This window comes from Salmonella sp. FC25216, assembly GCF_057751355.1.
In genome coordinates, this window is the sequence record NZ_JBDGON010000001.1 from 430,378 (window position 1) to 452,156 (window position 21,779).

General features: G+C 53.2%; 21 protein-coding genes. 14 read left to right on the forward strand and 7 right to left on the reverse strand.

Features of this window, described 5'->3' with window-relative positions; all coding sequences use genetic code 11:
- Positions 1 to 8: 8 nt before the first annotated feature.
- The gene (locus AC3G3F_RS01995) at positions 9 to 461 is read right to left on the reverse strand and encodes a YhcH/YjgK/YiaL family protein (protein WP_023248611.1); all 453 of its coding nucleotides are present in this window, start codon (positions 459 to 461) and stop codon (positions 9 to 11) included.
- 674 nt (positions 462 to 1,135) lie between these two features.
- On the opposite strand from AC3G3F_RS01995, the gene arcA reads away from it, so the two are divergent.
- From arcA to AC3G3F_RS02020, 5 genes are all read left to right on the forward strand, one after another.
- Positions 1,136 to 2,356, forward strand: coding sequence for an arginine deiminase (arcA, locus tag AC3G3F_RS02000; protein ID WP_488394342.1), 1,221 nt, complete (start codon positions 1,136 to 1,138; stop codon positions 2,354 to 2,356).
- A 10-nt stretch (positions 2,357 to 2,366) separates the two neighbouring features.
- Entirely contained in the window at positions 2,367 to 3,299 is a 933-nt protein-coding gene (gene arcC, locus AC3G3F_RS02005) for a carbamate kinase (protein ID WP_023248613.1), read from the forward strand.
- Positions 3,300 to 3,408: 109 nt separating this feature from the next.
- Entirely contained in the window at positions 3,409 to 4,413 is a 1,005-nt protein-coding gene (argF, locus tag AC3G3F_RS02010) for an ornithine carbamoyltransferase (RefSeq protein WP_023248614.1), read from the forward strand.
- A gap of 55 nt (positions 4,414 to 4,468) precedes the next feature.
- Positions 4,469 to 5,872, forward strand: coding sequence for a YfcC family protein (locus AC3G3F_RS02015; protein WP_023248615.1), 1,404 nt, complete (start codon positions 4,469 to 4,471; stop codon positions 5,870 to 5,872).
- A 180-nt stretch (positions 5,873 to 6,052) separates the two neighbouring features.
- Positions 6,053 to 6,541: an arginine repressor gene (locus tag AC3G3F_RS02020; RefSeq protein ID WP_023248617.1), complete on the forward strand. Its 489-nt coding sequence runs from the start codon at positions 6,053 to 6,055 to the stop codon at positions 6,539 to 6,541.
- On the opposite strand, the gene AC3G3F_RS02025 is transcribed toward AC3G3F_RS02020, so the two are convergent.
- The gene (locus AC3G3F_RS02025; protein WP_001541415.1) at positions 6,511 to 6,651 is read right to left on the reverse strand and encodes a hypothetical protein; all 141 of its coding nucleotides are present in this window, start codon (positions 6,649 to 6,651) and stop codon (positions 6,511 to 6,513) included. The two genes, AC3G3F_RS02020 and AC3G3F_RS02025, sit on opposite strands and share 31 nt — an antisense overlap.
- Here AC3G3F_RS02025 and pyrL point away from each other — a divergent pair.
- The 4 genes from pyrL to ridA all read left to right on the forward strand — a co-directional run bounded on the left by pyrL (position 6,631) and on the right by ridA (position 8,670).
- Positions 6,631 to 6,732, forward strand: a complete 102-nt coding sequence (pyrL, locus tag AC3G3F_RS02030) for a pyr operon leader peptide (RefSeq protein WP_000249504.1) — start codon at positions 6,631 to 6,633, stop codon at positions 6,730 to 6,732. The genes AC3G3F_RS02025 and pyrL overlap by 21 nt on opposite strands.
- 35 nt (positions 6,733 to 6,767) lie before the next feature.
- Positions 6,768 to 7,703, forward strand: a complete 936-nt coding sequence (pyrB, locus tag AC3G3F_RS02035) for an aspartate carbamoyltransferase (protein WP_023248618.1) — start codon at positions 6,768 to 6,770, stop codon at positions 7,701 to 7,703.
- A 12-nt stretch (positions 7,704 to 7,715) separates the two neighbouring features.
- Positions 7,716 to 8,177, forward strand: coding sequence for an aspartate carbamoyltransferase regulatory subunit (gene pyrI / locus AC3G3F_RS02040; RefSeq protein WP_000148565.1), 462 nt, complete (start codon positions 7,716 to 7,718; stop codon positions 8,175 to 8,177).
- Between the two features lie 106 nt (positions 8,178 to 8,283).
- Positions 8,284 to 8,670, forward strand: coding sequence for a 2-iminobutanoate/2-iminopropanoate deaminase (ridA, locus tag AC3G3F_RS02045; RefSeq protein WP_000047540.1), 387 nt, complete (start codon positions 8,284 to 8,286; stop codon positions 8,668 to 8,670).
- Between the two features lie 88 nt (positions 8,671 to 8,758).
- Here the strand turns inward: ridA and mgtA are convergent, their stop codons facing one another.
- Together mgtA and mgtL are read right to left on the reverse strand one after the other, a co-directional pair.
- Positions 8,759 to 11,467 (reverse strand): magnesium-translocating P-type ATPase, encoded by a 2,709-nt coding sequence (gene mgtA / locus AC3G3F_RS02050; protein ID WP_053529637.1) that lies wholly within the window; start codon positions 11,465 to 11,467, stop codon positions 8,759 to 8,761.
- A 140-nt stretch (positions 11,468 to 11,607) separates the two neighbouring features.
- A complete protein-coding gene (mgtL, locus tag AC3G3F_RS02055; RefSeq protein WP_108418447.1) occupies positions 11,608 to 11,706 on the reverse strand; it encodes a mgtA regulatory leader peptide MgtL in 99 nt (32 codons plus the stop codon).
- Between the two features lie 111 nt (positions 11,707 to 11,817).
- Here mgtL and treR point away from each other — a divergent pair, with 111 nt between their 5' ends.
- The 5 genes from treR to nrdG all read left to right on the forward strand — a co-directional run bounded on the left by treR (position 11,818) and on the right by nrdG (position 19,252).
- Positions 11,818 to 12,798 (forward strand): trehalose operon repressor TreR, encoded by a 981-nt coding sequence (gene treR / locus AC3G3F_RS02060; protein WP_488394440.1) that lies wholly within the window; start codon positions 11,818 to 11,820, stop codon positions 12,796 to 12,798.
- Positions 12,799 to 12,935: 137 nt separating this feature from the next.
- Positions 12,936 to 14,354 carry a PTS trehalose transporter subunit IIBC gene (treB, locus tag AC3G3F_RS02065; RefSeq protein WP_063390029.1) on the forward strand — a complete coding sequence of 473 codons (1,419 nt, stop codon included), beginning with the start codon at positions 12,936 to 12,938 and terminating at the stop codon, positions 14,352 to 14,354.
- Between the two features lie 49 nt (positions 14,355 to 14,403).
- Positions 14,404 to 16,056, forward strand: coding sequence for an alpha,alpha-phosphotrehalase (treC, locus tag AC3G3F_RS02070; protein ID WP_488394346.1), 1,653 nt, complete (start codon positions 14,404 to 14,406; stop codon positions 16,054 to 16,056).
- 408 nt (positions 16,057 to 16,464) lie between these two features.
- Positions 16,465 to 18,603 carry an anaerobic ribonucleoside-triphosphate reductase gene (gene nrdD, locus AC3G3F_RS02075; RefSeq protein ID WP_053507663.1) on the forward strand — a complete coding sequence of 713 codons (2,139 nt, stop codon included), beginning with the start codon at positions 16,465 to 16,467 and terminating at the stop codon, positions 18,601 to 18,603.
- A gap of 184 nt (positions 18,604 to 18,787) precedes the next feature.
- On the forward strand, positions 18,788 to 19,252 hold the full coding sequence (gene nrdG / locus AC3G3F_RS02080; protein WP_023248625.1) for an anaerobic ribonucleoside-triphosphate reductase-activating protein: 465 nt from the start codon (positions 18,788 to 18,790) through the stop codon (positions 19,250 to 19,252).
- A 9-nt stretch (positions 19,253 to 19,261) separates the two neighbouring features.
- Here the strand turns inward: nrdG and AC3G3F_RS02085 are convergent, their stop codons facing one another.
- The 3 genes from AC3G3F_RS02085 to AC3G3F_RS02095 all read right to left on the reverse strand — a co-directional run bounded on the left by AC3G3F_RS02085 (position 19,262) and on the right by AC3G3F_RS02095 (position 21,770).
- Positions 19,262 to 19,546 carry a type II toxin-antitoxin system RelE family toxin gene (locus tag AC3G3F_RS02085; RefSeq protein ID WP_000220584.1) on the reverse strand — a complete coding sequence of 95 codons (285 nt, stop codon included), beginning with the start codon at positions 19,544 to 19,546 and terminating at the stop codon, positions 19,262 to 19,264.
- Complete coding sequence (locus tag AC3G3F_RS02090; protein ID WP_023182636.1) at positions 19,536 to 19,778, reverse strand: type II toxin-antitoxin system RelB/DinJ family antitoxin; 243 nt, start codon at positions 19,776 to 19,778, stop codon at positions 19,536 to 19,538. Before AC3G3F_RS02090 ends, AC3G3F_RS02085 begins: the two co-directional genes overlap by 11 nt.
- Before the next feature lie 78 nt (positions 19,779 to 19,856).
- A complete protein-coding gene (locus tag AC3G3F_RS02095; protein WP_488394349.1) occupies positions 19,857 to 21,770 on the reverse strand; it encodes a BglG family transcription antiterminator in 1,914 nt (637 codons plus the stop codon).
- Positions 21,771 to 21,779 lie beyond the last annotated feature (9 nt).

The window sequence follows — 21,779 nt, forward strand, 5'->3', positions numbered from 1 at the left end:
ACAAAAAATTACGCCATCAGCATTTTCACAACCGCTTTACGTACCTGTGCTGGCTCTCCCACCGCGCACAGTGGCTTATGCACTTCGCCGGGATAAAACACCACGAAGTCGCCTTCGTTCAGGACGACGGTTTTCTCCCCGACGCTCGCCGGTAAAAATGCGATGTCTTTATCCGCCAGCCAGTCAGTGTGCGGCGTTCCCGCAGGCCGGGTACTGAATGCCATCCCTTCCTGACCTTGTAGCACAATCTGAATATCAAGATAACGGGCGTGATACTCTGCGCTACGCGATTCACCTGGCTCCGTCATATTTTCAGAAATCATATAAAACAGCCTGTCGCCGTCAATCTCATACTTACCTGACGCGGTCGTTGCCGCGACATGCGCTTTGATATGCTCAATCGCCTGACGTAGCGCCGTCGGCAGCCAGGCCTCCAGATATTCAATATTGCCAACAATCATCGCACCCCCTTAGTTAAAACAGTGTTTTAGTTTTCTATTTATACGAGAAAAATGGCTGCCATACTACCCTTACTCTCATCGATTTTGCGCCAGCGCATGTTTATCGCCAGTGGTGTTTATATTTTGTTAATAGTACGCCAGTCTTTATGCAGCCTCTATGCATAAACCCCAGCGACGCCAAATTGCCACTACCAGCAACTATTTGATATTAAAGGTGTTAACATAAAAACGTTTTAGCGATCACAATTCGCGCTCCCTGCATAAACTACTTCCATATCCATAGTTATTTTTAAATTATCTAAGTATCCCCGATAATAAAATCACCCTCACGCATAGTTATGCAATCGTTGTAAATAATTAGTTTATTTTCAATAAGTTATGATTTAAATACCATTCAACATAATAAACAAATAATTAACAATGAAAAATAACAAACCGTATAGCTGCGTAGTAATTCATTTAATACTTTATTGTTTTTTGAATTTCTCTGAGCCGGTTCATATATTAAACAAGAAAAATAGCACTCCTTAATTGATGTGAATCCCATCACATTAACGCCCCTAATAAAATTCAATGATTGCTCCCGAAATTAACTGAAACGCCGCGACTGCAAGCACACTAAATATTTGCAGCCACTCCTTCTTTATTCTTGAAATTATGTAAAAGGTATAACGATGGAAAAGCATTTTGTCGGTTCTGAAATCGGTCAATTACGCAGCGTAATGTTGCATCGTCCCAATCTAAGCCTAAAAAGACTTACCCCTTCAAATTGTCAGGAATTGCTTTTTGACGATGTATTATCCGTAGAGCGCGCTGGCGAAGAGCATGACATTTTTGCCAACACGCTGCGCCAGCAAGGGATAGAAGTGTTGCTGTTAACCGACCTGCTCACCCAAACGCTGGATGTGGCTGACGCCAAAGCCTGGCTGCTGGATACGCAAATTTCCGATTATCGCCTTGGGCCCACCTTTGCCGCAGATATTCGCGCCTGGCTGGCAGATATGCCGCACCGTGAACTGGCTCGCCATTTAAGCGGCGGTTTAACTTACGGCGAAATCCCCGCCTCCATAAAAAATATGGTGGTCGATACTCACGATATTAATGACTTTATTATGAAGCCATTACCGAATCACCTATTTACCCGTGACACGTCCTGCTGGATATATAACGGCGTCTCAATTAACCCCATGGCAAAGCCTGCACGTCAACGTGAAACAAATAATTTACGTGCTATTTATCGCTGGCATCCACAATTCGCGGACGGTGATTTCATTAAATATTTCGGCGACGAAAACATTAATTACGACCACGCCACTTTAGAGGGCGGCGATGTGCTGGTGATTGGCCGCGGCGCGGTTCTGATCGGTATGTCTGAACGAACTACGCCGCAGGGCATTGAGTTCCTGGCGCAGGCATTGTTTAAACATCGTCAGGCGGAACGCGTCATTGCCGTTGAGCTGCCAAAACATCGCTCCTGCATGCACCTTGACACCGTCATGACCCACATTGATATCGACACCTTCTCCGTCTATCCGGAAGTCGTTCGCCCGAACGTTCAGTGCTGGACGCTGACGCCAGACGGACACGGCGATCTGAAACGAACCCAGGAGAGCACGCTGGTTCACGCTCTTGAAAAAGCGCTTGGCATCGATCAGGTGCGCTTAATCACCACTGGCGGCGATGCATTTGAAGCTGAGCGCGAACAGTGGAATGACGCCAATAACGTGCTCACCCTGCGTCCCGGCGTGGTCGTGGGCTATGAGCGCAACATCTGGACCAACGAAAAATACGACAAAGCCGGCATTACTGTCCTTCCCATTCCCGGCGATGAACTGGGCCGCGGGCGCGGGGGCGCACGCTGCATGAGCTGCCCACTGGAACGCGATGGTATTTAAAGGAGACGTTATGGCAAACAAACGCACATTGGTCGTCGCGCTGGGCGGCAATGCGCTGCTCAAACGCGGCGAGCCATTGGAGGCTGATATTCAGCGTAAAAATATCGATCTGGCGGCCAGAACCATCGCCCAGCTTACTCAGCAATGGCGAGTGGTGTTAGTGCACGGCAACGGCCCACAAGTGGGACTGCTGGCGCTACAAAATAGCGCCTACGCCAGCGTTACGCCCTACCCGCTCGATATCCTCGGCGCGGAAAGCCAGGGAATGATTGGCTACATGCTGCAACAGGCGCTGAAAAATCAACTGCCGGAGCGTGAAATCAGCGTCCTGCTCACCCAGGTCGAAGTCGATGCCAACGACCCGGCATTCCTGAATCCAACCAAATATATCGGACCAATTTACGACGAAGCGCAGGCCCGCGCGTTACAGGCAGAAAAGGGCTGGGTATTCAAAGCCGACGGTAACGCCTTCCGCCGCGTTGTGCCTTCCCCGCAGCCGAAACGCATTGTGGAAAACGATGCTATCCGCGCGCTGATTAGCCGCGATCACCTGGTTATCTGTAACGGCGGCGGCGGCGTGCCGGTTGTGGAAAAAGCCGATGGCTACCACGGTATCGAGGCGGTGATAGACAAAGATCTGTCCGCCGCCCTGCTTGCCAGCCAAATTCACGCCGACGCGCTGCTCATTCTGACCGATGCCGACGCGGTGTATCTCGACTGGGGCAAGCCCACCCAACACCCGCTGGCGCAGGTTACGCCGGAGCGGCTTCGTGAAATGCAGTTCGACGCCGGTTCGATGGGCCCGAAAGTGACCGCCTGCGCCGAGTTTGTCAGCCATTGCCGCGGCATTGCCGGAATCGGCTCGCTGGCGGATGGGCAAGCCATTCTCGCGGGTGAGAAAGGAACCCTGATTCGATGCGAAACCGTTGACGCTAACGCATAAGGCTTTTTGCCGGATGGCGCTTCGCCTTATCCGGCCTACAGAACGCGCATAACCGTAGACCTGATAAGCGCAGCGCCATCAGGAAATTCATTTTAACAAGGATATTGTAATGGCTATTACACTGAAAAATCGTAACTTTTTGAAGCTACTTGACTACACCCCGGAGGAAATCCAGCACCTTATCGACCTGGCGATTGCGCTGAAATCGGCGAAAAAAAACGGACATGAGCAAAAAACACTGCTCGGCAAAAATATCGCGCTTATTTTTGAAAAAACCTCTACCCGCACCCGCTGCGCGTTTGAAGTCGCCGCTTTCGACCAGGGCGCGCAGGTGACTTATCTCGGCCCAAGCGGCTCACAGATTGGTCATAAAGAGTCCATGAAAGATACCGCTCGCGTCCTGGGACGGATGTATGACGGCATCGAATATCGCGGTTTTGGTCAACACATTGTGGAAGAGCTGGGGGAATACGCTGGCGTTCCCGTCTGGAACGGCCTGACCGATGAATTTCACCCCACACAGATCCTGGCCGATCTGATGACCATGCTGGAACATGCGCCGGGCAAAACGCTGCCGGAACTGAGCTTCGCCTACCTGGGCGACGCGCGCAACAACATGGGTAACTCGCTGATGGTAGGCGCGGCGAAAATGGGCATGGATATCCGCCTGATAGCGCCAAAGTCCTTTTGGCCAGATGCCGCGCTGGTCGCGCAGTGCCGGGAAATCGCCAGCGTTACCGGCGCTCGTATCACCTTAACGGAGAGCGTTGAAGACGGCGTTCACGGTGTGGATTTCCTCTATACCGACGTCTGGGTCTCGATGGGAGAACCCAAAGAAGCCTGGGCGGAGCGCGTCAGTCTGATGACGCCGTATCAGGTCAACCAGCAGGTGGTGGACGCTACCGGCAACCCTGACGTGAAGTTTATGCACTGCCTGCCCGCCTTCCATAACGAGCACACCAAAGTGGGACGCGAAATCGAAATGGCTTACGGCCTGAAAGGGCTGGAGGTCACGGAAGAGGTGTTCGAGTCCGCAGGCTCGGTAGTCTTCGATGAAGCGGAAAACCGGATGCATACCATCAAAGCGGTCATGGTGGCGACGCTCGGCGACTAATCCCACAGGATATGCGCCCTCGCGGCGCATATCCGTGATATCAGGAGAGAACATCATGGGTAAATTTAAATTTCCCACCGCTTATACCATCCTGTTTATTCTTATTGCCCTGGTCGCGGTGATGACCTGGATTGTGCCAGCGGGAAAATATCAAATGGCGATGAACGCCACGCTGGGAAAAGAGGTGCCGGTGGCAGGAACGTATGCGCCCGTTGACGCGCATCCGCAAGGGATTACCGCCGTTTTACTGGCGCCAATTGACGGCCTCTATAACCACGAAACCTACACCGCCGGCGCCATTGACGTTGCGCTGTTCGTCTTGATTATCGGCGGTTTTCTGGGCGTGGTAAATAAAACGGGGGCGATTGATGCCGGTATCGAGCGGGTAACGGTCAGGCTCAACGGCAAAGAGGAGTGGATGATCCCCATTCTGATGGCTTTGTTCGCCGCAGGCGGCACTATCTATGGCATGGCGGAGGAGTCGCTGCCCTTCTACACGCTGCTGGTACCGGTCATGATGGCGGCCCGCTTCGATCCGTTGGTGGCGGCGGCAACCGTGCTGCTCGGCGCGGGGATAGGCACGCTCGGTTCGACCATTAACCCTTTCGCCACGGTGATTGCCGCCAACGCCGCTGGCATCCCGTTTACCCAGGGAATGCTGATGCGTGTTCTGTTGCTTATCGTGGGCTACGTGATTTGCGTAGTCTGGGTAATGCGCTATGCGCGCAAAGTACGCGCTCATCCTGAGCTTTCCATCGTAGCGGATAAAATGGAGGAGAACCGCGCCCATTTTCTCGGCAATCGCTCCAATACTCTGTTGGAGTTTACGGCTACCCGTAAATGGGTGCTGCTGATCTTCGCCGCCTCTTTCGCGGTGATGATTTACGGCGTGGCGGTACTCGGTTGGTGGATGGCGGAAATTTCCGGCGTCTTTCTGGCGGCGGCGATTATCGTTGGCGTGATAACGCGGATGGGTGAGGAAGCGTTCACCAGCACCTTTATCGACGGCGCGCGGGATTTGCTCGGCGTAGCGCTAATTATCGGTATCGCGCGCGGCATTGTAGTGGTCATGGACAACGGTATGATTACCCACACCATTTTGCACAGCGCGGAAAATCTGGTTTCCGGTCTCTCTACAATCATTTTCATTAACGTAACCTACTGGCTGGAAGTACTGCTCTCCTTCCTGGTGCCCTCCTCTTCCGGTCTTGCCGTATTGACGATGCCCATTATGGCGCCGTTAGCGGATTTTGCCCACGTACAGCGAGATTTGGTCGTAACAGCCTACCAGTCGGCTTCCGGGATTGTGAACCTGATTACCCCCACCTCCGCCGTGGTGATGGGTGGACTGGCGATCGCGCGTGTTCCCTATGTCCGCTATCTGAAATGGGTCGCGCCGCTGTTGCTGATCCTGACATTGCTGAATATGGCGGTGCTGAGCATCGGAGCGATGATGTAACGGTGCCGGATGGCGACGACAGGGCTGGCTGATAAGCGCTGCGCCATCAGGCACACCGTCTCCTTTTTTGATCGGCTTCTCATTTTCCTGCAAAACCGCCCGATTGATCCGTAATCAATGTGACAAATGTGATGAATTTCGCCAGTCCGTTGATATCAATAATAAAGATAAGGTGCATTTATGAAGGAATACGATGATTACTCCGCCAAAGAACAGCAGCAACTGGCGGTTTGTCAGCGCCTGATTAGCGAAAAAAGTTATCTGTCCCAGGAGGAGATTCGCCGCGATTTACAAAATGAGGGTTTTGAAGGTATCAGTCAGTCTACGGTTTCGCGCCTGCTCAAGCTGCTTGGCGCAATAAAAATTAGAAATACGAAGGGACAAAAGATTTATTCCGTAAATCCCCAGCAGCGTCCCTCGCCGGATGCCGGACGTTCAATAGCCGAAATGGTAGTCAGCATTGAACATAATAGCGAATTTATCCTTATCCACACGGCGGCAGGCTATGGCCGCGCCGTCGCAAGGATTCTGGATTACCACGCATTGCCGGAAATTCTCGGCGTCGTTGCCGGTAGCAGTATTGTCTGGGTCGCGCCGCGGGTCGTTAAGCGCACGGCGCTGGTACATAAACAAATTAATTATTTACTTAAAATGAATTTAAATTCATAAGAACCGTTTGCGATGAGTAAATCATGCATTAATCGCTTGATCCCAAAACAGAGCTGAGTATAATCGCGGACAATTTGCCGGGAGGAAGCATGGTTCAGTGTGTACGACATTCTGTCTTACCGCGTCTGAAAAAAGACGCAGGCCTGCCGTTTTTCTTTCCGTTGAAAACCAATACCAAGCCCCTCAATTGAGGGGCTTTTTTTTGTCCAGGCGTCAGGAGATAAACATGGCTAACCCGCTATATCAAAAACATATCATTTCCATAAACGACCTCAGCCGCGACGATCTTAATCTGGTACTGGCGACGGCAGCGAAATTAAAAGCCAACCCGCAGCCGGAACTATTGAAACATAAAGTGATCGCCAGCTGCTTTTTCGAAGCCTCCACGCGTACCCGCCTGTCGTTTGAAACCTCAATGCATCGCCTGGGCGCCAGCGTAGTGGGCTTCTCCGACAGCGCCAACACGTCACTGGGGAAAAAAGGAGAAACGTTAGCCGACACGATCTCAGTGATTAGCACTTACGTAGACGCGATTGTGATGCGCCATCCGCAAGAAGGCGCGGCACGTCTGGCGACTGAGTTTTCCGGTCAGGTACCGGTGCTCAATGCGGGCGACGGTTCGAACCAGCACCCCACGCAGACCCTGTTGGATCTGTTTACCATCCAGGAAACGCAGGGCCGTCTGGATAACCTGCATATCGCAATGGTCGGCGATCTGAAATATGGTCGTACCGTGCATTCGCTAACCCAGGCGCTGGCGAAATTTAGCGGCAACCGTTTTTATTTTATCGCGCCGGACGCTCTGGCGATGCCGCAGTACATTCTGGATATGCTTGATGAAAAAGGGATGGCCTGGAGCCTGCATGGTTCTATTGAAGACGTCATGGCCGAAGTCGACATCCTCTATATGACTCGCGTACAGAAAGAGCGTCTCGACCCGTCGGAGTACGCCAATGTGAAGGCGCAGTTTGTTCTACGCGCCTGCGACCTGAACGGCGCGCGTGAAAATATGAAAGTGCTGCACCCGCTGCCGCGGATTGATGAAATCACCACGGATGTGGATAAAACGCCACACGCCTGGTACTTCCAGCAGGCGGGCAACGGTATTTTCGCTCGCCAGGCGTTACTGGCGTTGGTACTGAATAGCGAACTGAGTCTGTAAGGGAGAAAAGAGATGACACACGATAATAAACTGCAGGTTGAAGCTATTAAATGCGGCACCGTGATTGACCATATCCCTGCGCAGGTAGGTTTTAAGCTGCTGAGTCTGTTTAAACTGACCGAGACCGATCAGCGGATTACTATCGGCCTGAATCTACCGTCTGGCGAGATGGGGCGTAAGGACTTAATCAAAATAGAAAACACCTTCCTCACCGATGAGCAGGTTAACCAACTTGCTCTGTACGCGCCGCAGGCCACCGTTAACCGTATCGACAACTACGACGTAGTCGGGAAATCACGCCCCAACCTGCCGGAGCGTATTAATAATGTGCTGGTTTGCCCGAACAGCAACTGCATCAGCCACGCAGAACCGGTGTCCTCCAGCTTTGCAGTGAAAAAACGCGCCAATGACATCGCCCTCAAATGCAAATACTGTGAAAAAGAGTTTTCGCATAATGTGGTGCTGGCCAACTAATTGGGGTTGGTTAACAATTTCGGGCTCCCTATAATGGCGGGACATCAGGCTGCATCCCTTAATCACATGATGCAGCCTTACTTACCGCTGTAATTCAGGAGAAATCATGAGCAAAACTATTGCGACGGAAAATGCACCCGCAGCTATCGGTCCATACGTTCAGGGCGTAGATCTGGGCAGCATGATCATCACTTCCGGTCAGATCCCGGTTGATCCGAAAACAGGTAGCGTACCGGAAGACGTGTCCGCACAGGCGCGTCAGTCGCTTGACAACGTTAAAGCTATCGTGGAAGCCGCCGGTCTGAAAGTAGGCGACATTGTGAAAACGACCGTATTCGTAAAAGACCTGAACGACTTTGCGACCGTCAACGCCACCTACGAAGCTTTCTTCACCGAGCACAACGCCACCTTCCCGGCGCGTTCCTGCGTGGAAGTCGCGCGTCTGCCGAAAGATGTAAAAATTGAGATCGAAGCGATCGCTGTTCGTCGCTAACGCTCGTTTATAGATAGAGGCCGGATGGCGCTATCGCTTATTCGGCCTGGTATGCCATCCAGGCCGATAATGCATAATACTGCGACGCTTACTGCCAGCCATAACGTCGGCTGTAAAACCCTTTCACCAACTGGGTTAACGTCATATAGCCAGCCAGAATGGCAATCAGCCACGGGAAATAGCTTAACGGCAGCGCCTGCAATTGCAGGTAAGACGCCAGCGGCGAAAACGGCAATGAGATCCCCACGACCATCACCAACAACGTCATCGCCATCAGCGGCCAGGCGGCGCGACTTTGAATAAACGGCAGACGACGGGTACGGATCATATGCACAATCAGCGTTTGCGACAGTAATCCCACCACAAACCAGCCGGACTGGAACAAAGTTTGCGCTTCTGGCGTATTCGCATGAAATACCCACCACATCAGACAAAATGTCAGAATGTCGAAAATCGAGCTGATCGGACCGAAAAAGACCATAAAGCGCCCCAAATCCGCCGGATTCCAGCGCTGCGGCTTTTGAATTTGTTCTTCATCGACATTATCAAACGGAATCGCCACCTGGGATACATCGTACAGCAGGTTTTGAATCAGCAAGTGCAGCGGCAGCATCGGCAGGAACGGCAAAAAGGCGCTCGCCACCAGCACGCTAAACACGTTACCGAAGTTTGAGCTGGCGGTCATCTTGATATATTTCAACATATTAGAAAAAGTACGACGACCTTCAATGACGCCTTCTTCCAGCACCATCAGGCTCTTTTCCAGCAGGATAATATCGGCCGCTTCACGGGCGATGTCCACCGCGCCATCTACCGAGATACCAATATCCGCCGCCCGCAACGCCGGGGCATCGTTAATCCCGTCGCCCATAAAACCGACCACATGCCCCTCACGTTTGAGCAGAGTAACGATGCGCTCTTTATGCATCGGCGTCAGACGCGCAAACAACGTCGTACGCGCGGCCAGCGCCGCCAGCGCGTCGTCGTTTAACCCTTCAATATCGCTGCCGATGACGACATCGCCTGCATCCAGCCCGACTTCATGACAGACTTTCGCCGCCACCAGCTCGCTGTCGCCGGTGAGAATTTTCACCGTAATCCCGCTCGCTTTCAGCGCTTTCAGCGCCGGCGCAGTGGTCTCTTTTGGCGGATCGAGAAAAGCGATATACCCTTCCAGAATCAGGTCAGACTCATCGATACGCTGGTAATCGCCCTCACGCGCAGGCAGGTATTTGGTTGCGACGGCGACCACGCGTAGCCCCTGACGGTTCAGCGTGTCGGTAACGCGTTTCACTCGGCGCAGCATATTGTCGTCCAACGGCACAATATCGCCGTTGTGACGCACCTGGGTACACACGTTCAGGATCTCCTGTAACGCGCCTTTACAGACCAGTTGATGCACGTGAGAGTCTTCGGCGACCACCACCGACATCCGGCGACGCTCAAAATCAAAAGGGATCTCATCGATTTTCTGCCAGCGTCCGGAGAGCTGACGCGCGGCGGTTTCGTCTACTCCCTCCAGGACCGCCGTATCCAGTAAATTTTTTAGACCGGTCTGATAATGGCTGTTCAGCCAGGCGCAATGCAGTACATGCTCACTGGGCTTACCGGAAATATCCGTATGATTCTCCAGCACAATTTTGTCCTGCGTCAGAGTGCCGGTTTTATCGGTGCACAGAATATCCATCGCGCCGAAGTTCTGAATCGCGTCAAGGTGCTTCACGATAACTTTCTGTTTCGATAGCTTCACCGCCCCGCGCGCCAGGGTGGAGGTGACGATCATCGGTAACATTTCCGGGGTTAGCCCTACCGCGACCGAGAGCGCAAATAGCGCCGCTTCCCACCAATCACCTTTCGTGTAACCATTAATAATCAGCACTACCGGCGCCATGACCAGCATAAAGCGGATCAGCAACATACTGACGCGGCTAATCCCTTTCTGGAAAGCGTTCTGCTCGTTATCTTGTTCCGAAACGCGACCCGCCAATTGACCAAACCAGGTGTCGGCGCCAGTCGCCATCACCATGGCCTGCGCCGTTCCGCTCACCACGTTCGTTCCCATAAAGCACAGCGTGTCGCGCTCAAGCGGATTATTTTGCCGGGGCTCGCGGGTCGTGGCGACCTTCTCGACCGGCAGAGACTCGCCGGTCAGCGACGCCTGGGCGACAAACAAATCGCGCGCCTGGATAATCCGTAAATCCGCCGGGATCATATCTCCCGCCGCCAGCTTAATAATATCGCCGGGCACCAGTTGATCGATGGGTAATTCCAGCCAGCCGTTTTCGCCATTTTCATTAATAACCCGCAGTACGGTAGCGGTATTGCTGACCATCGCTTTTAGCGCATCCGCCGCTTTCGTCGAGCGCGCTTCCTGCACAAAATTCAGCAGCGTTGAGATACAGACCATCAGGGCGATAACGCCTGCGGCAAACAGATCCTCCGTGGCATAAGAAATGCCGCCAAGAATCGTGAGTAAGATGTTGAAAGGATTGCGATAGCATACCCACAGATGCACCCACCACGGCGAGGGTTTCTGTGCGGGAAGGCGGTTTTCACCATACTTTTCACGCGCGCGCGTCACCTCGGCGGCGTTTAATCCCTCCGGGTGCGTATCAAAGACGCGCCAGAGAGTCTCCTGCTCCATTACCGCGACTTTCAGACAGCGCTCGCTCAGCGAAGGCGGGATAGTCGCGTTTACGACGGTTTGCGCACCAGGCAGCGGATCGCGGTGAACCAGACGATAAGGCAAATGACGATTAAGCCGGGCAAAAAGCTGACGGGTAATGGTTTTTAGCATAGGTAATCCCTCCGCGCCGAAGTCAGGCGCAGAAAATTCTTCAGGCACGGCAAAGCCTTGCCCGATGAGCAATTTTTAAATAAAAACAGGGACGTTATCGTGTCACTGTCTTACAAACCGGTAAGACAGCAGAGGCAGGCTTACCGGAAAAGGAAAATTCTCCATCGCGGGAGAGGGGTGGGTTCAGGGTCCATGTCGCCTCCGGTAAGTGAATGATCTGCGTCGCGGATTATACGCATAAATCCATAAGTTTTGTGGCAATTATGGCGGTATCATACCGTTACGTAATTAAACCAACTATAAACCAGACTTTGCCCATTGTCCTTCGCTTGAGTAAAGTTACTCTTTTTATCACCACCAACGTCACGCTACGGGAAAACAGGATGCAATATCGGCTCACTATCAAAGACATCGCCCGCCTGAGCGGCGTAGGGAAATCAACCGTTTCCCGCGTGCTTAACAATGAAAGCGGCGTAAGCGAACGTACCCGCGAGCGTGTCGAAGCGGTGATGAATCAGCACGGTTTCTCCCCGTCCCGCTCCGCCCGTGCGATGCGGGGGCAAAGCGATAAAGTGGTCGCTATTATCGTCACTCGCCTCGATTCGTTGTCTGAAAACCTTGCAGTTCAGACCATGCTGCCTGCGTTTTATGAGCAGGGCTACGACCCTATTATGATGGAAAGTCAGTTCTCATCAACGCTGGTAGCGGAACATCTGGGAATGCTCAGACGACGCAATATCGATGGCGTGGTGCTGTTTGGCTTTACCTGCATCACAGAAGAGCTGATCGCCCCCTGGAAAGCCTCGCTGGTGCTGCTGGCAAGAGATGCGAAAGGTTTTGCCTCCGTCTGTTACGACGACGAGGGCGCGATTCATATCCTCATGCAGCGGCTGTATGAGCAGGGACACCGCAACATTAGCTTTCTGGGCGTTCCCCATAGCGACGTTACGACCGGCAAACGTCGGCATGACGCATACCTGGCGTTTTGCAAAAAACATAAACTTCATCCCGTCGCCGCCCTGCCCGGTCTTGCCATGAAACAGGGCTATGACCATACGGCAAGCGTCATCATGCCGGATACCACCGCGTTAGTCTGTGCCACCGATACGCTGGCGCTGGGCGCCAGTAAGTATTTACAGGAGCAACGTATTGAGACGCTGCAACTGGCAAGCGTCGGGAACACGCCGCTGATGAAATTCCTGCACCCGGAGATCGTCACCGTCGATCCTGGCTATGCTGAAGCCGGACGACAGGCGGCTTCGCAGTTGATCGAACAGATCAATGGCCGCTGCGAACCGCGCCGGATCGTCATTCCTTCTACCCTCGCCTGAATGGCTAATTAAACCGAATACCATGAGTAATTTGTGATCGTCGCCGTATTTCGGGAACGTTCCCATTCTTAAACAAACGTTGAAGAGATACTCTTGCGCCAACCAATAACATACCTCCTCTGTCATGAGGCTTTACGATGAGCAAAGTAAAACAAGCCGATATCGACCGGCTGATTGAACGGGTCGGCGGGCGCGACAATATCGCCACGGTGAGCCATTGCATTACTCGCCTGCGCTTTGTGCTCCACCAGCCAACAAACGCCAGGCCAAAAGAGATCGAACAACTGCCGATGGTTAAAGGCTGTTTCACCAACGCCGGGCAGTTTCAGGTGGTGATCGGCACCGACGTTGGCGATTACTACAAAGCACTGCTGGACACTACCGGCAAAGCGCATGCCGATAAAGAGCAGGCAAAAAAAGCCGCTCGCCAGAACATGAAGTGGCATGAACAGTTAATTTCCCACTTCGCGGAGATCTTCTTTCCGCTACTACCGGCGTTGATCAGCGGCGGTTTGATCTTAGGCTTTCGTAACGTGATCGGCGATGTGCCGATGAGCAACGGCCAAACGCTGGCGCAGATGTATCCGACGCTAAAAACGCTTTATGATTTTTTATGGTTGATCGGCGAAGCGATCTTCTTCTATCTGCCGGTGGGAATCTGCTGGTCGGCGGTGAAAAAAATGGGCGGCACGCCGATTCTTGGTATCGTGCTCGGCGTGACGCTGGTGTCACCGCAGTTGATGAATGCGTATCTGCTGGGCCAGCAAACGCCGGACGTCTGGAACTTCGGCTTGTTTAGCATTGAGAAAGTGGGCTACCAGGCGCAGGTTATCCCGGCGCTACTGGCAGGGCTGGCGCTTGGGTTTATTGAAACACGGTTGAAGCGCATCGTGCCGAATTATCTCTACCTGGTCGTCGTCCCGGTCTGTTCGTTGATACTGGCCGTCTTTCTCGCCCATACCTTTATCGGTCCCTTTGGCCGTATGATCGGCGACGGCGTGGCCTTTGCGGTACGTTATCTGATGACCGGCAGTTTCGCCCCGATAGGCGCGGCGCTGTTCGGCTTCCTGTATGCCCCGTTGGTCATTACCGGCGTCCACCAGACAACGCTCGCTATCGATATGCAGATGGTCCAGAGCATGGGCGGTACGCCAGTCTGGCCGCTGATTGCGCTGTCGAATATCGCGCAGGCCTCCGCCGTGGTGGGCATCATCATCTCCAGCCGTAAACACAATGAACGCGAGATCTCCGTTCCTGCCGCCATTTCCGCTTATCTTGGCGTAACCGAACCGGCGATGTACGGTATCAACCTGAAGTATCGTTTTCCGATGCTGTGCGCGATGATAGGCTCTGGTCTGGCGGGACTGCTCTGCGGCCTGAACGGCGTCATCGCTAACGGTATCGGCGTGGGCGGCCTGCCGGGCATCCTGTCTATACCGCCGCGCTACTGGCAGGTGTACGGCATGGCGATGGTTATCGCGATCGTTATCCCGATGATTCTGACCACCTTTATCTATCAGCGTAAGCATCGTCAGGGCACATTACAAATTGTCTAATTCTTCTTCGGGGCGCAGTTGCGCCCCAACGCACTTGCAGGAAACTACAATGACTATTCCCCTCTGGTGGCAAAACGGCGTTATTTATCAGATCTACCCGAAAAGTTTTCAGGACACGACCGGCAGCGGCACCGGCGATTTACGCGGCGTCACGCAGCGCCTTGACTATCTACAGCGACTCGGCGTGGATGCCATCTGGCTCACGCCGTTTTATATCTCACCGCAGGTGGATAACGGTTATGACGTCGCAAATTATACGGCTATCGACCCGACCTACGGCACTCTGGATGATTTTGACGAGCTGGTCGCGCAGGCGAAAGCACGCGGTATTCGCATCATCCTGGATATGGTGTTTAACCATACTTCTACCCAGCATGCCTGGTTTCGCGACGCGCTGAACAAAGAGAGTCCATACCGTCAGTTTTACATCTGGCGCGATGGTACACCGGATGTCTGCCCGAATAACTGGCAATCCAAATTTGGTGGTAGCGCCTGGCGCTGGCATAGCCAGAGCGAACAGTATTATTTACACCTTTTCGCGCCTGAGCAGGCCGACCTGAACTGGGAAAACCCCGCCGTGCGCGCCGAACTGAAAAAGGTCTGTGAATTCTGGGCCGATCGCGGCGTGGATGGCCTGCGTCTGGACGTAGTGAATCTGATCGCCAAAGATCAAGATTTTCCTGACGATCCGGCGGGCGACGGACGCCGTTTTTATACCGACGGACCGCGCGCGCATGCGTTTTTACGCGAAATGAACCGTGACGTTTTTACGCCGCGTAATCTGATGACGGTAGGCGAAATGTCCTCTACCACCCTGGAAAACTGCCAGCAATATGCCGCGCTTAGCGGCAACGAACTCTCGATGACCTTCAATTTTCATCATCTGAAGGTGGATTACCCCAATGGCGAAAAGTGGACGCAGGCCAAACCTGATTATGTGGCGCTGAAAGCGTTGTTCCGCCACTGGCAACAGGGGATGCATAACGTCGCCTGGAACGCGTTATTCTGGTGTAATCACGATCAGCCGCGCATCGTTTCCCGCTTTGGTGACGAGGGGGAATACCGGATTCCGGCCGCGAAAATGCTGGCGATGGCGCTGCACGGTATGCAAGGGACGCCTTATATCTATCAGGGCGAAGAAATCGGCATGACCAACCCGCGCTTTACCCGTATCACCGATTATCGCGACGTGGAAAGCCATAACATGTTTGCCGCGCTACGCGCCGCCGGGCGCGACCCCGACGAACTGCTGGCTATCCTGGCCAGTAAATCCCGCGACAACAGCCGCACGCCGATGCAGTGGGACAACGCTAAAAACGCCGGTTTCACCCAGGGCGAGCCGTGGATAAACCTGTGTGATAACTATGCGGAGGTTAATGTCGCGGCGGCATTGAGCGATGAAAACTCGGTGTTCTACACCTATCAAAAACTGATCTCGCTGCGTAAAACACAGCCTGTACTGATCTGGGGCGATTATCAGGATCTCCTCCCGGATAGCCCATCAGTATGGTGTTATCGCCGCCAATGGCAGGGGCAAACTCTATTAGTCGTCGCCAACTTGAGCAAAACGTGCCAGGAGTGGCATCCGCCGCATACCAAAGGGCAATGGCAGGCGCTACTGCACAATTATGAGGAAGTCGCCAGCCAGCCAGCCGCGATGACGCTCCGCCCATTTGAAGCCATCTGGTGGTTACAACGCTAGCGCGACGTCCCTATAGGGATAAACGCCGCAGACCTATTAGCACGGGCTGTGGCGTTGCTTCAAGTTACTCTCTGTTTTTGTTGAATAATTAATCAGATTTTTCTTGCTATCCTTTACAAACGCTACAGTGCCCGCCATCTGTACGCTCTGATTTTTACCTTGTTCTACGTCAATAAAATTGCAAACATCCTTGATGCAAATCACTACATATAGACTTTAAAATGCACGCCGACCCAATATATTGTATTAATTGACTACAATTGCTACAACACCCGTTCACTCGACACAAGGTGAATTGTGGATAACCTGGGTCAGGATTGCGGGAAGTCGTTGGAAAAGAGATGAATAAACCTGGTATGGCTTCCCCGGCCTCTGTGGATAACCTGTTCTTATAAATATGGAGTGATCATGACACCGCATGTGATGAAACGAGATGGCTGTAAAGTGCCATTCAAATCAGAGCGCATTAAAGAAGCCATTCTACGTGCAGCTAAAGCAGCGGGAGTCGATGACGCAGATTACTGTGCCACCGTCGCAGAAGTCGTTAGCAGCCAAATGAACGCGCGCAGTCAGGTCGATATTAACGAGATCCAGACTGCGGTTGAAAACCAACTGATGTCCGGCCCGTACAAACAGCTTGCCCGCGCCTACATCGAATACCGTCACGATCGCGACATCCAGCGTGAAAAGCGTGGTCGTCTGAACCAGGAAATTCGCGGCCTGGTCGAGCAAACTAACTCTGCGTTGCTCAATGAAAACGCCAACAAAGACAGTAAAGTCATTCCAACCCAGCGTGATTTGCTGGCCGGGATTGTCGCCAAACACTATGCCCGCCAGCACCTGCTGCCGCGTGACGTAGTGCAAGCGCATGAGCGCGGCGATATCCACTATCACGATCTCGACTATTCGCCGTTCTTCCCGATGTTCAACTGTATGTTGATCGACCTGAAAGGCATGTTGACCCAGGGCTTTAAGATGGGTAACGCCGAGATCGAACCGCCAAAATCTATCTCCACCGCCACTGCCGTTACCGCGCAGATTATCGCTCAGGTTGCCAGCCATATTTATGGCGGCACCACGATTAACCGGATTGATGAAGTACTGGCGCCGTTTGTTACCGCCAGCTTCAATAAACATCGTCAAACCGCCGCGGAGTGGCAGATTCCGGATGCCGAAGGGTATGCGCGCTCCCGTACCGAAAAAGAGTGCTACGACGCCTTCCAGTCGCTGGAGTACGAAGTTAACACGCTGCACACCGCTAACGGCCAGACGCCTTTCGTGACCTTTGGTTTTGGCCTCGGCACCAGTTGGGAGTCGCGTCTGATCCAGGCGTCTATTTTGCGTAACCGTATCGCCGGTCTGGGTAAAAATCGCAAAACCGCCGTGTTCCCGAAACTGGTCTTCGCCATCCGCGACGGTCTGAACCACAAGTTTGGCGATCCGAACTACGACATTAAACAACTGGCGCTGGAGTGCGCGAGCAAGCGCATGTATCCGGACATCCTCAACTACGATCAGGTGGTCAAAGTCACCGGTTCGTTCAAAACGCCAATGGGCTGCCGCAGCTTCCTCGGCGTGTGGGAAAACGAAAACGGCGAGCAGATCCACGACGGGCGTAACAACCTGGGCGTGATTAGCCTTAACCTGCCGCGCATCGCGCTGGAAGCAAAAGGCGACGAAACCGCATTCTGGAAACTGCTGGATGAGCGTCTGGCGCTGGCGCGGAAGGCGCTGATGACCCGTATCGCCCGCCTTGAAGGCGTGAAAGCCCGCGTCGCGCCTATCCTGTATATGGAAGGCGCCTGCGGCGTGCGGCTGAAAGCGGACGACGATGTATCTGAAATCTTTAAAAATGGTCGTGCGTCCATCTCTCTGGGCTACATTGGTATCCATGAAACCATTAACGCGCTGTTCGGCGGCGAACACCTGTACGACAGCGAGCAGCTTCGCGCTAAAGGCATCGCGATTGTGGAGCGTCTGCGCCAGGCCGTGGATCAGTGGAAAGAAGAGACCGGCTATGGCTTCAGCCTGTACAGCACGCCAAGCGAAAACCTCTGTGACCGCTTCTGTCGTCTGGATACCGCCGAGTTCGGCGTGGTGCCGGGCGTAACCGATAAAGGTTACTACACCAACAGCTTCCACCTCGACGTGGAGAAAAAGGTCAATCCGTACGACAAAATCGATTTCGAAGCACCGTATCCGCCGCTGGCGAACGGCGGTTTCATTTGCTACGGCGAATACCCGAACATTCAGCATAACCTGAAAGCGCTGGAAGATGTCTGGGATTACAGCTATCAGCACGTACCGTATTACGGCACCAACACGCCGATCGATGAATGCTACGAGTGCGGCTTTACCGGTGAGTTCGAGTGCACCAGTAAAGGCTTCACCTGCCCGAAATGCGGCAACCACGACGCGTCTCGCGTGTCGGTCACCCGCCGCGTGTGCGGTTATTTAGGCAGCCCGGATGCACGTCCGTTTAACGCCGGCAAACAGGAAGAAGTGAAGCGCCGCGTTAAGCATTTAGGCAACGGGCAGATAGGTTAATTTCGACAGTATTATTGCCTGGCGATGCGACGCTTTTCGGGCCATTTTTTCCGCAACGCAATTCACGTCATAGCAAGGCAGCAAATGAGTGGGTCCCGGGGAGCTTACATGAGTAAGTGACTCGGGCGCATGAATGCAGCTAACGCAGCTATGGCGCGAATTGATAAGCGGATGAGAAGCAAAAATGAGATTTCACCAATATTACCCCGTCGATATCGTTAACGGCCCCGGCACTCGCTGCACCCTGTTTGTGTCAGGATGCGTGCATGAATGCCCAGGCTGCTATAACAAAAGCACCTGGCGGCTTAATTCCGGCCAGCCGTTCACCAAAGAGATGGAAGATCGGATCATTCACGATCTGAACGATACACGGATTAAACGCCAGGGGATCTCGCTTTCCGGCGGCGATCCGCTCCATCCGCAAAACGTGCCGGATATCCTGACGCTGGTACAACGTATTCGCGCCGAGTGTCCCGGGAAGGATATCTGGGTATGGACTGGCTACAAGCTTGATGAACTCAACGCCGCGCAGATGCAGGTGGTAAATATTATCAACGTGCTGGTGGACGGTAAATTTGTCCAGGATCTGAAAGACCCTGCGCTTATCTGGCGCGGCAGCAGCAACCAGGTGGTGCATCACCTTCGTTAGTCCAGCGTTCTAAAGCCGTTTGTCTGCCTGGCGATAAACGGCCGATTTCTCTCTCTTGCCGATAGCAATCACCACCACCAATACCACGTCGTCCTGCACCTGATACACTAAACGATAGCCTGAGGTCTTCAGCTTGATTTTGTAGCAATCTGGCAGTTCACGCAGCCGCGCAGACTCAACCCGCGGATTTGACAACACGTCGACAAGTTTCTTGCGGAACTGTTTTTTTACCGTTTCACCCAGCTTTTGCCACTCTTTTAGCGCGCGTGGATCAAACTCCAGCTCATAGGTCATCCAGACTAACTCTGATTCCTTTCTGTGGGTTAGCCAGTCGTTCCCGGACTGTCTGTAGCAATGCGTCTTCGCTGTCGCTAATCGTAACGGTTTTAACAGGCATACGCCCGTTTTCCGCCACATATTGAAACAACAGCCGGACAGCTTCTGTGGGGGTAATATTGAGTTTTTCCAGCACGGCATAAGCCTCGTTTTTGAGTTTGTCATCCAAACGGACGTTAAGTGTGGCCATTATGTCTCCAGAGCATAATATTATTGTAATGCATTATAGCATTACATATGTATTACATTCGATTCTGGAAAACGCCTCTCAAAAGCGGCTCACGCACTCCATCGCCACCGTTTTAAATTGCGTAAAATTCTGACATGCGCAGAGGCGCGTCATGGCGCGTTCGCGTAGAAACGTGACGAAAATATCGTAGATAGCCATCGCCTCTTCATATTCGCTTTTGCTGATGGCGAGTAAAAAAATAACGTGCGCCGTTTCGTCACCCCAGACAATTCCTTGCGGCGCAAGCACCGTATAAACCACCGTTTTCTTCGCCAACAGCCCCAGCGCGTGCGGCAAGGCAATCCCGTCGCCTAATAACGTACTGACAATAGCTTCACGTTCAATAACCGAATCGAGAAACGCCGCATCAACAAAGCCTTCCTCGTGTAACTGATCGCACAACGTTTTAAACAGCGTCTGTTGATCTATTTCCCCTTCCACGATGCGAAAATGCGAGGCATCGAAATATTTATCCAGCATCCACGGACGGGTTCTGTCCACCAGCACCAGCTTACCGATCTGTTCCAATTGATAGTCGGTGGGAAAAGGCGCGATCATAATGACCGGTTTATCTTTTTCGCCGATCCGCGCCGTGGAAATCACAAAATCCTCCACAATACTTTCCCGCGCCTCATAATCGCGTAGCGTCAGAGTGCGGGCAATCTCAATCTGCGGGTATTTCCGCGCCAGTACCGCTTCAATCATCCGCACCATCGCATTACCGGCGTCACACACCAGCAGTACCTGCGGCTGCCGCTGGTAGCCAATGTTGTAACTACGTTCCAGCCCAACGCCAATATGCAGCACCAGAAAACCGATTTCGTTTTCGCTAATGGTATACGGCGTGTATTTTCCCCAACTCGATATCGCCGCCAGCGTCATATCCCACGCCATCGGATAGTGCTGCTTAATATTTTCCAGTAGTGGGTTGGGGATCATGATCTGGTAGCGCACGCGGGTAATCATCGTTTTGATGTGGGTCAGCAAGTCCGCATGAAGCTGTTTATCATTCAACAGGTTATAGTTGTACTGGGTATTAATAAAATTGAGGATATAGTGCACCAGCGCCTCTTCATCATCGGCATTAATGGCGCTGGGGGCAATCTCCTGTACCTGGCGGGCGGCAATATGCACCTTCAGCCAGCTTACTTCCGGCTCCGACAGCGGCTTGCCGGCCAGTTGTTGTAGTAGCTCCGCAATCTCATGCGCCGCATAGCGCACCTTTTCATCCACTTCCTCCGCCACGCATTCCGATAACGGATAACTCTCGCCAATACGCCGTACCGCCACCGCGCAGTATAAACGCAGAAACAGCTCGCCCTCATCGGTCAGGCGAATTTGAAAATGAGAGAAAATATCCGGCAAAAGAGACCGCAGCCGTTGAGACACATCGGTGCTCAGCGTGGTATCAACGATTAACGGATGAGACGGCTCCTGCTGCGCCAGCGTCCATAAAAGATCGGTCAGGCAGGCGCGAATCGCCATCTCTCCGCCAAACAGTTTCATGCCATGACGCGGACGCGTTTCCAGCGTCAGATGATAACGCAGCAAATACTCGCGCACGTCCGCCATGTCGTTCTGCAGCGTCGCACGGCTGACGAACCATTCATCTGCTAAATCCTCCAGCTTCAGCGAGAAGGCGGAGGTTAAAAAACGCGCCAGCAAATAGTGTATCCGCTCCTGGCTGGTGCGCGGACCGCGCGCCAGCGCGGGAGATTGCTGCGTTTGCAGGGATTGATAACGTGCCGGATCATCAATTTTGAGCTGATACCCGTTGCCGCGGCTGAGAGTAAATTGCGCGCCATGCGGCGTCAGCAACATGTTCAGCGCGGCGATATCCGCCCGAACGGTCCGCGTGGAGACCGACAACCGCTGCGCCAGCTCGTCCTGCGGCAGCGTCTCGTTTTGCAGCATCGCAAATAGCTGCGCTAAACGTTGGTTGGGGAATCGCACGTCTCTCTC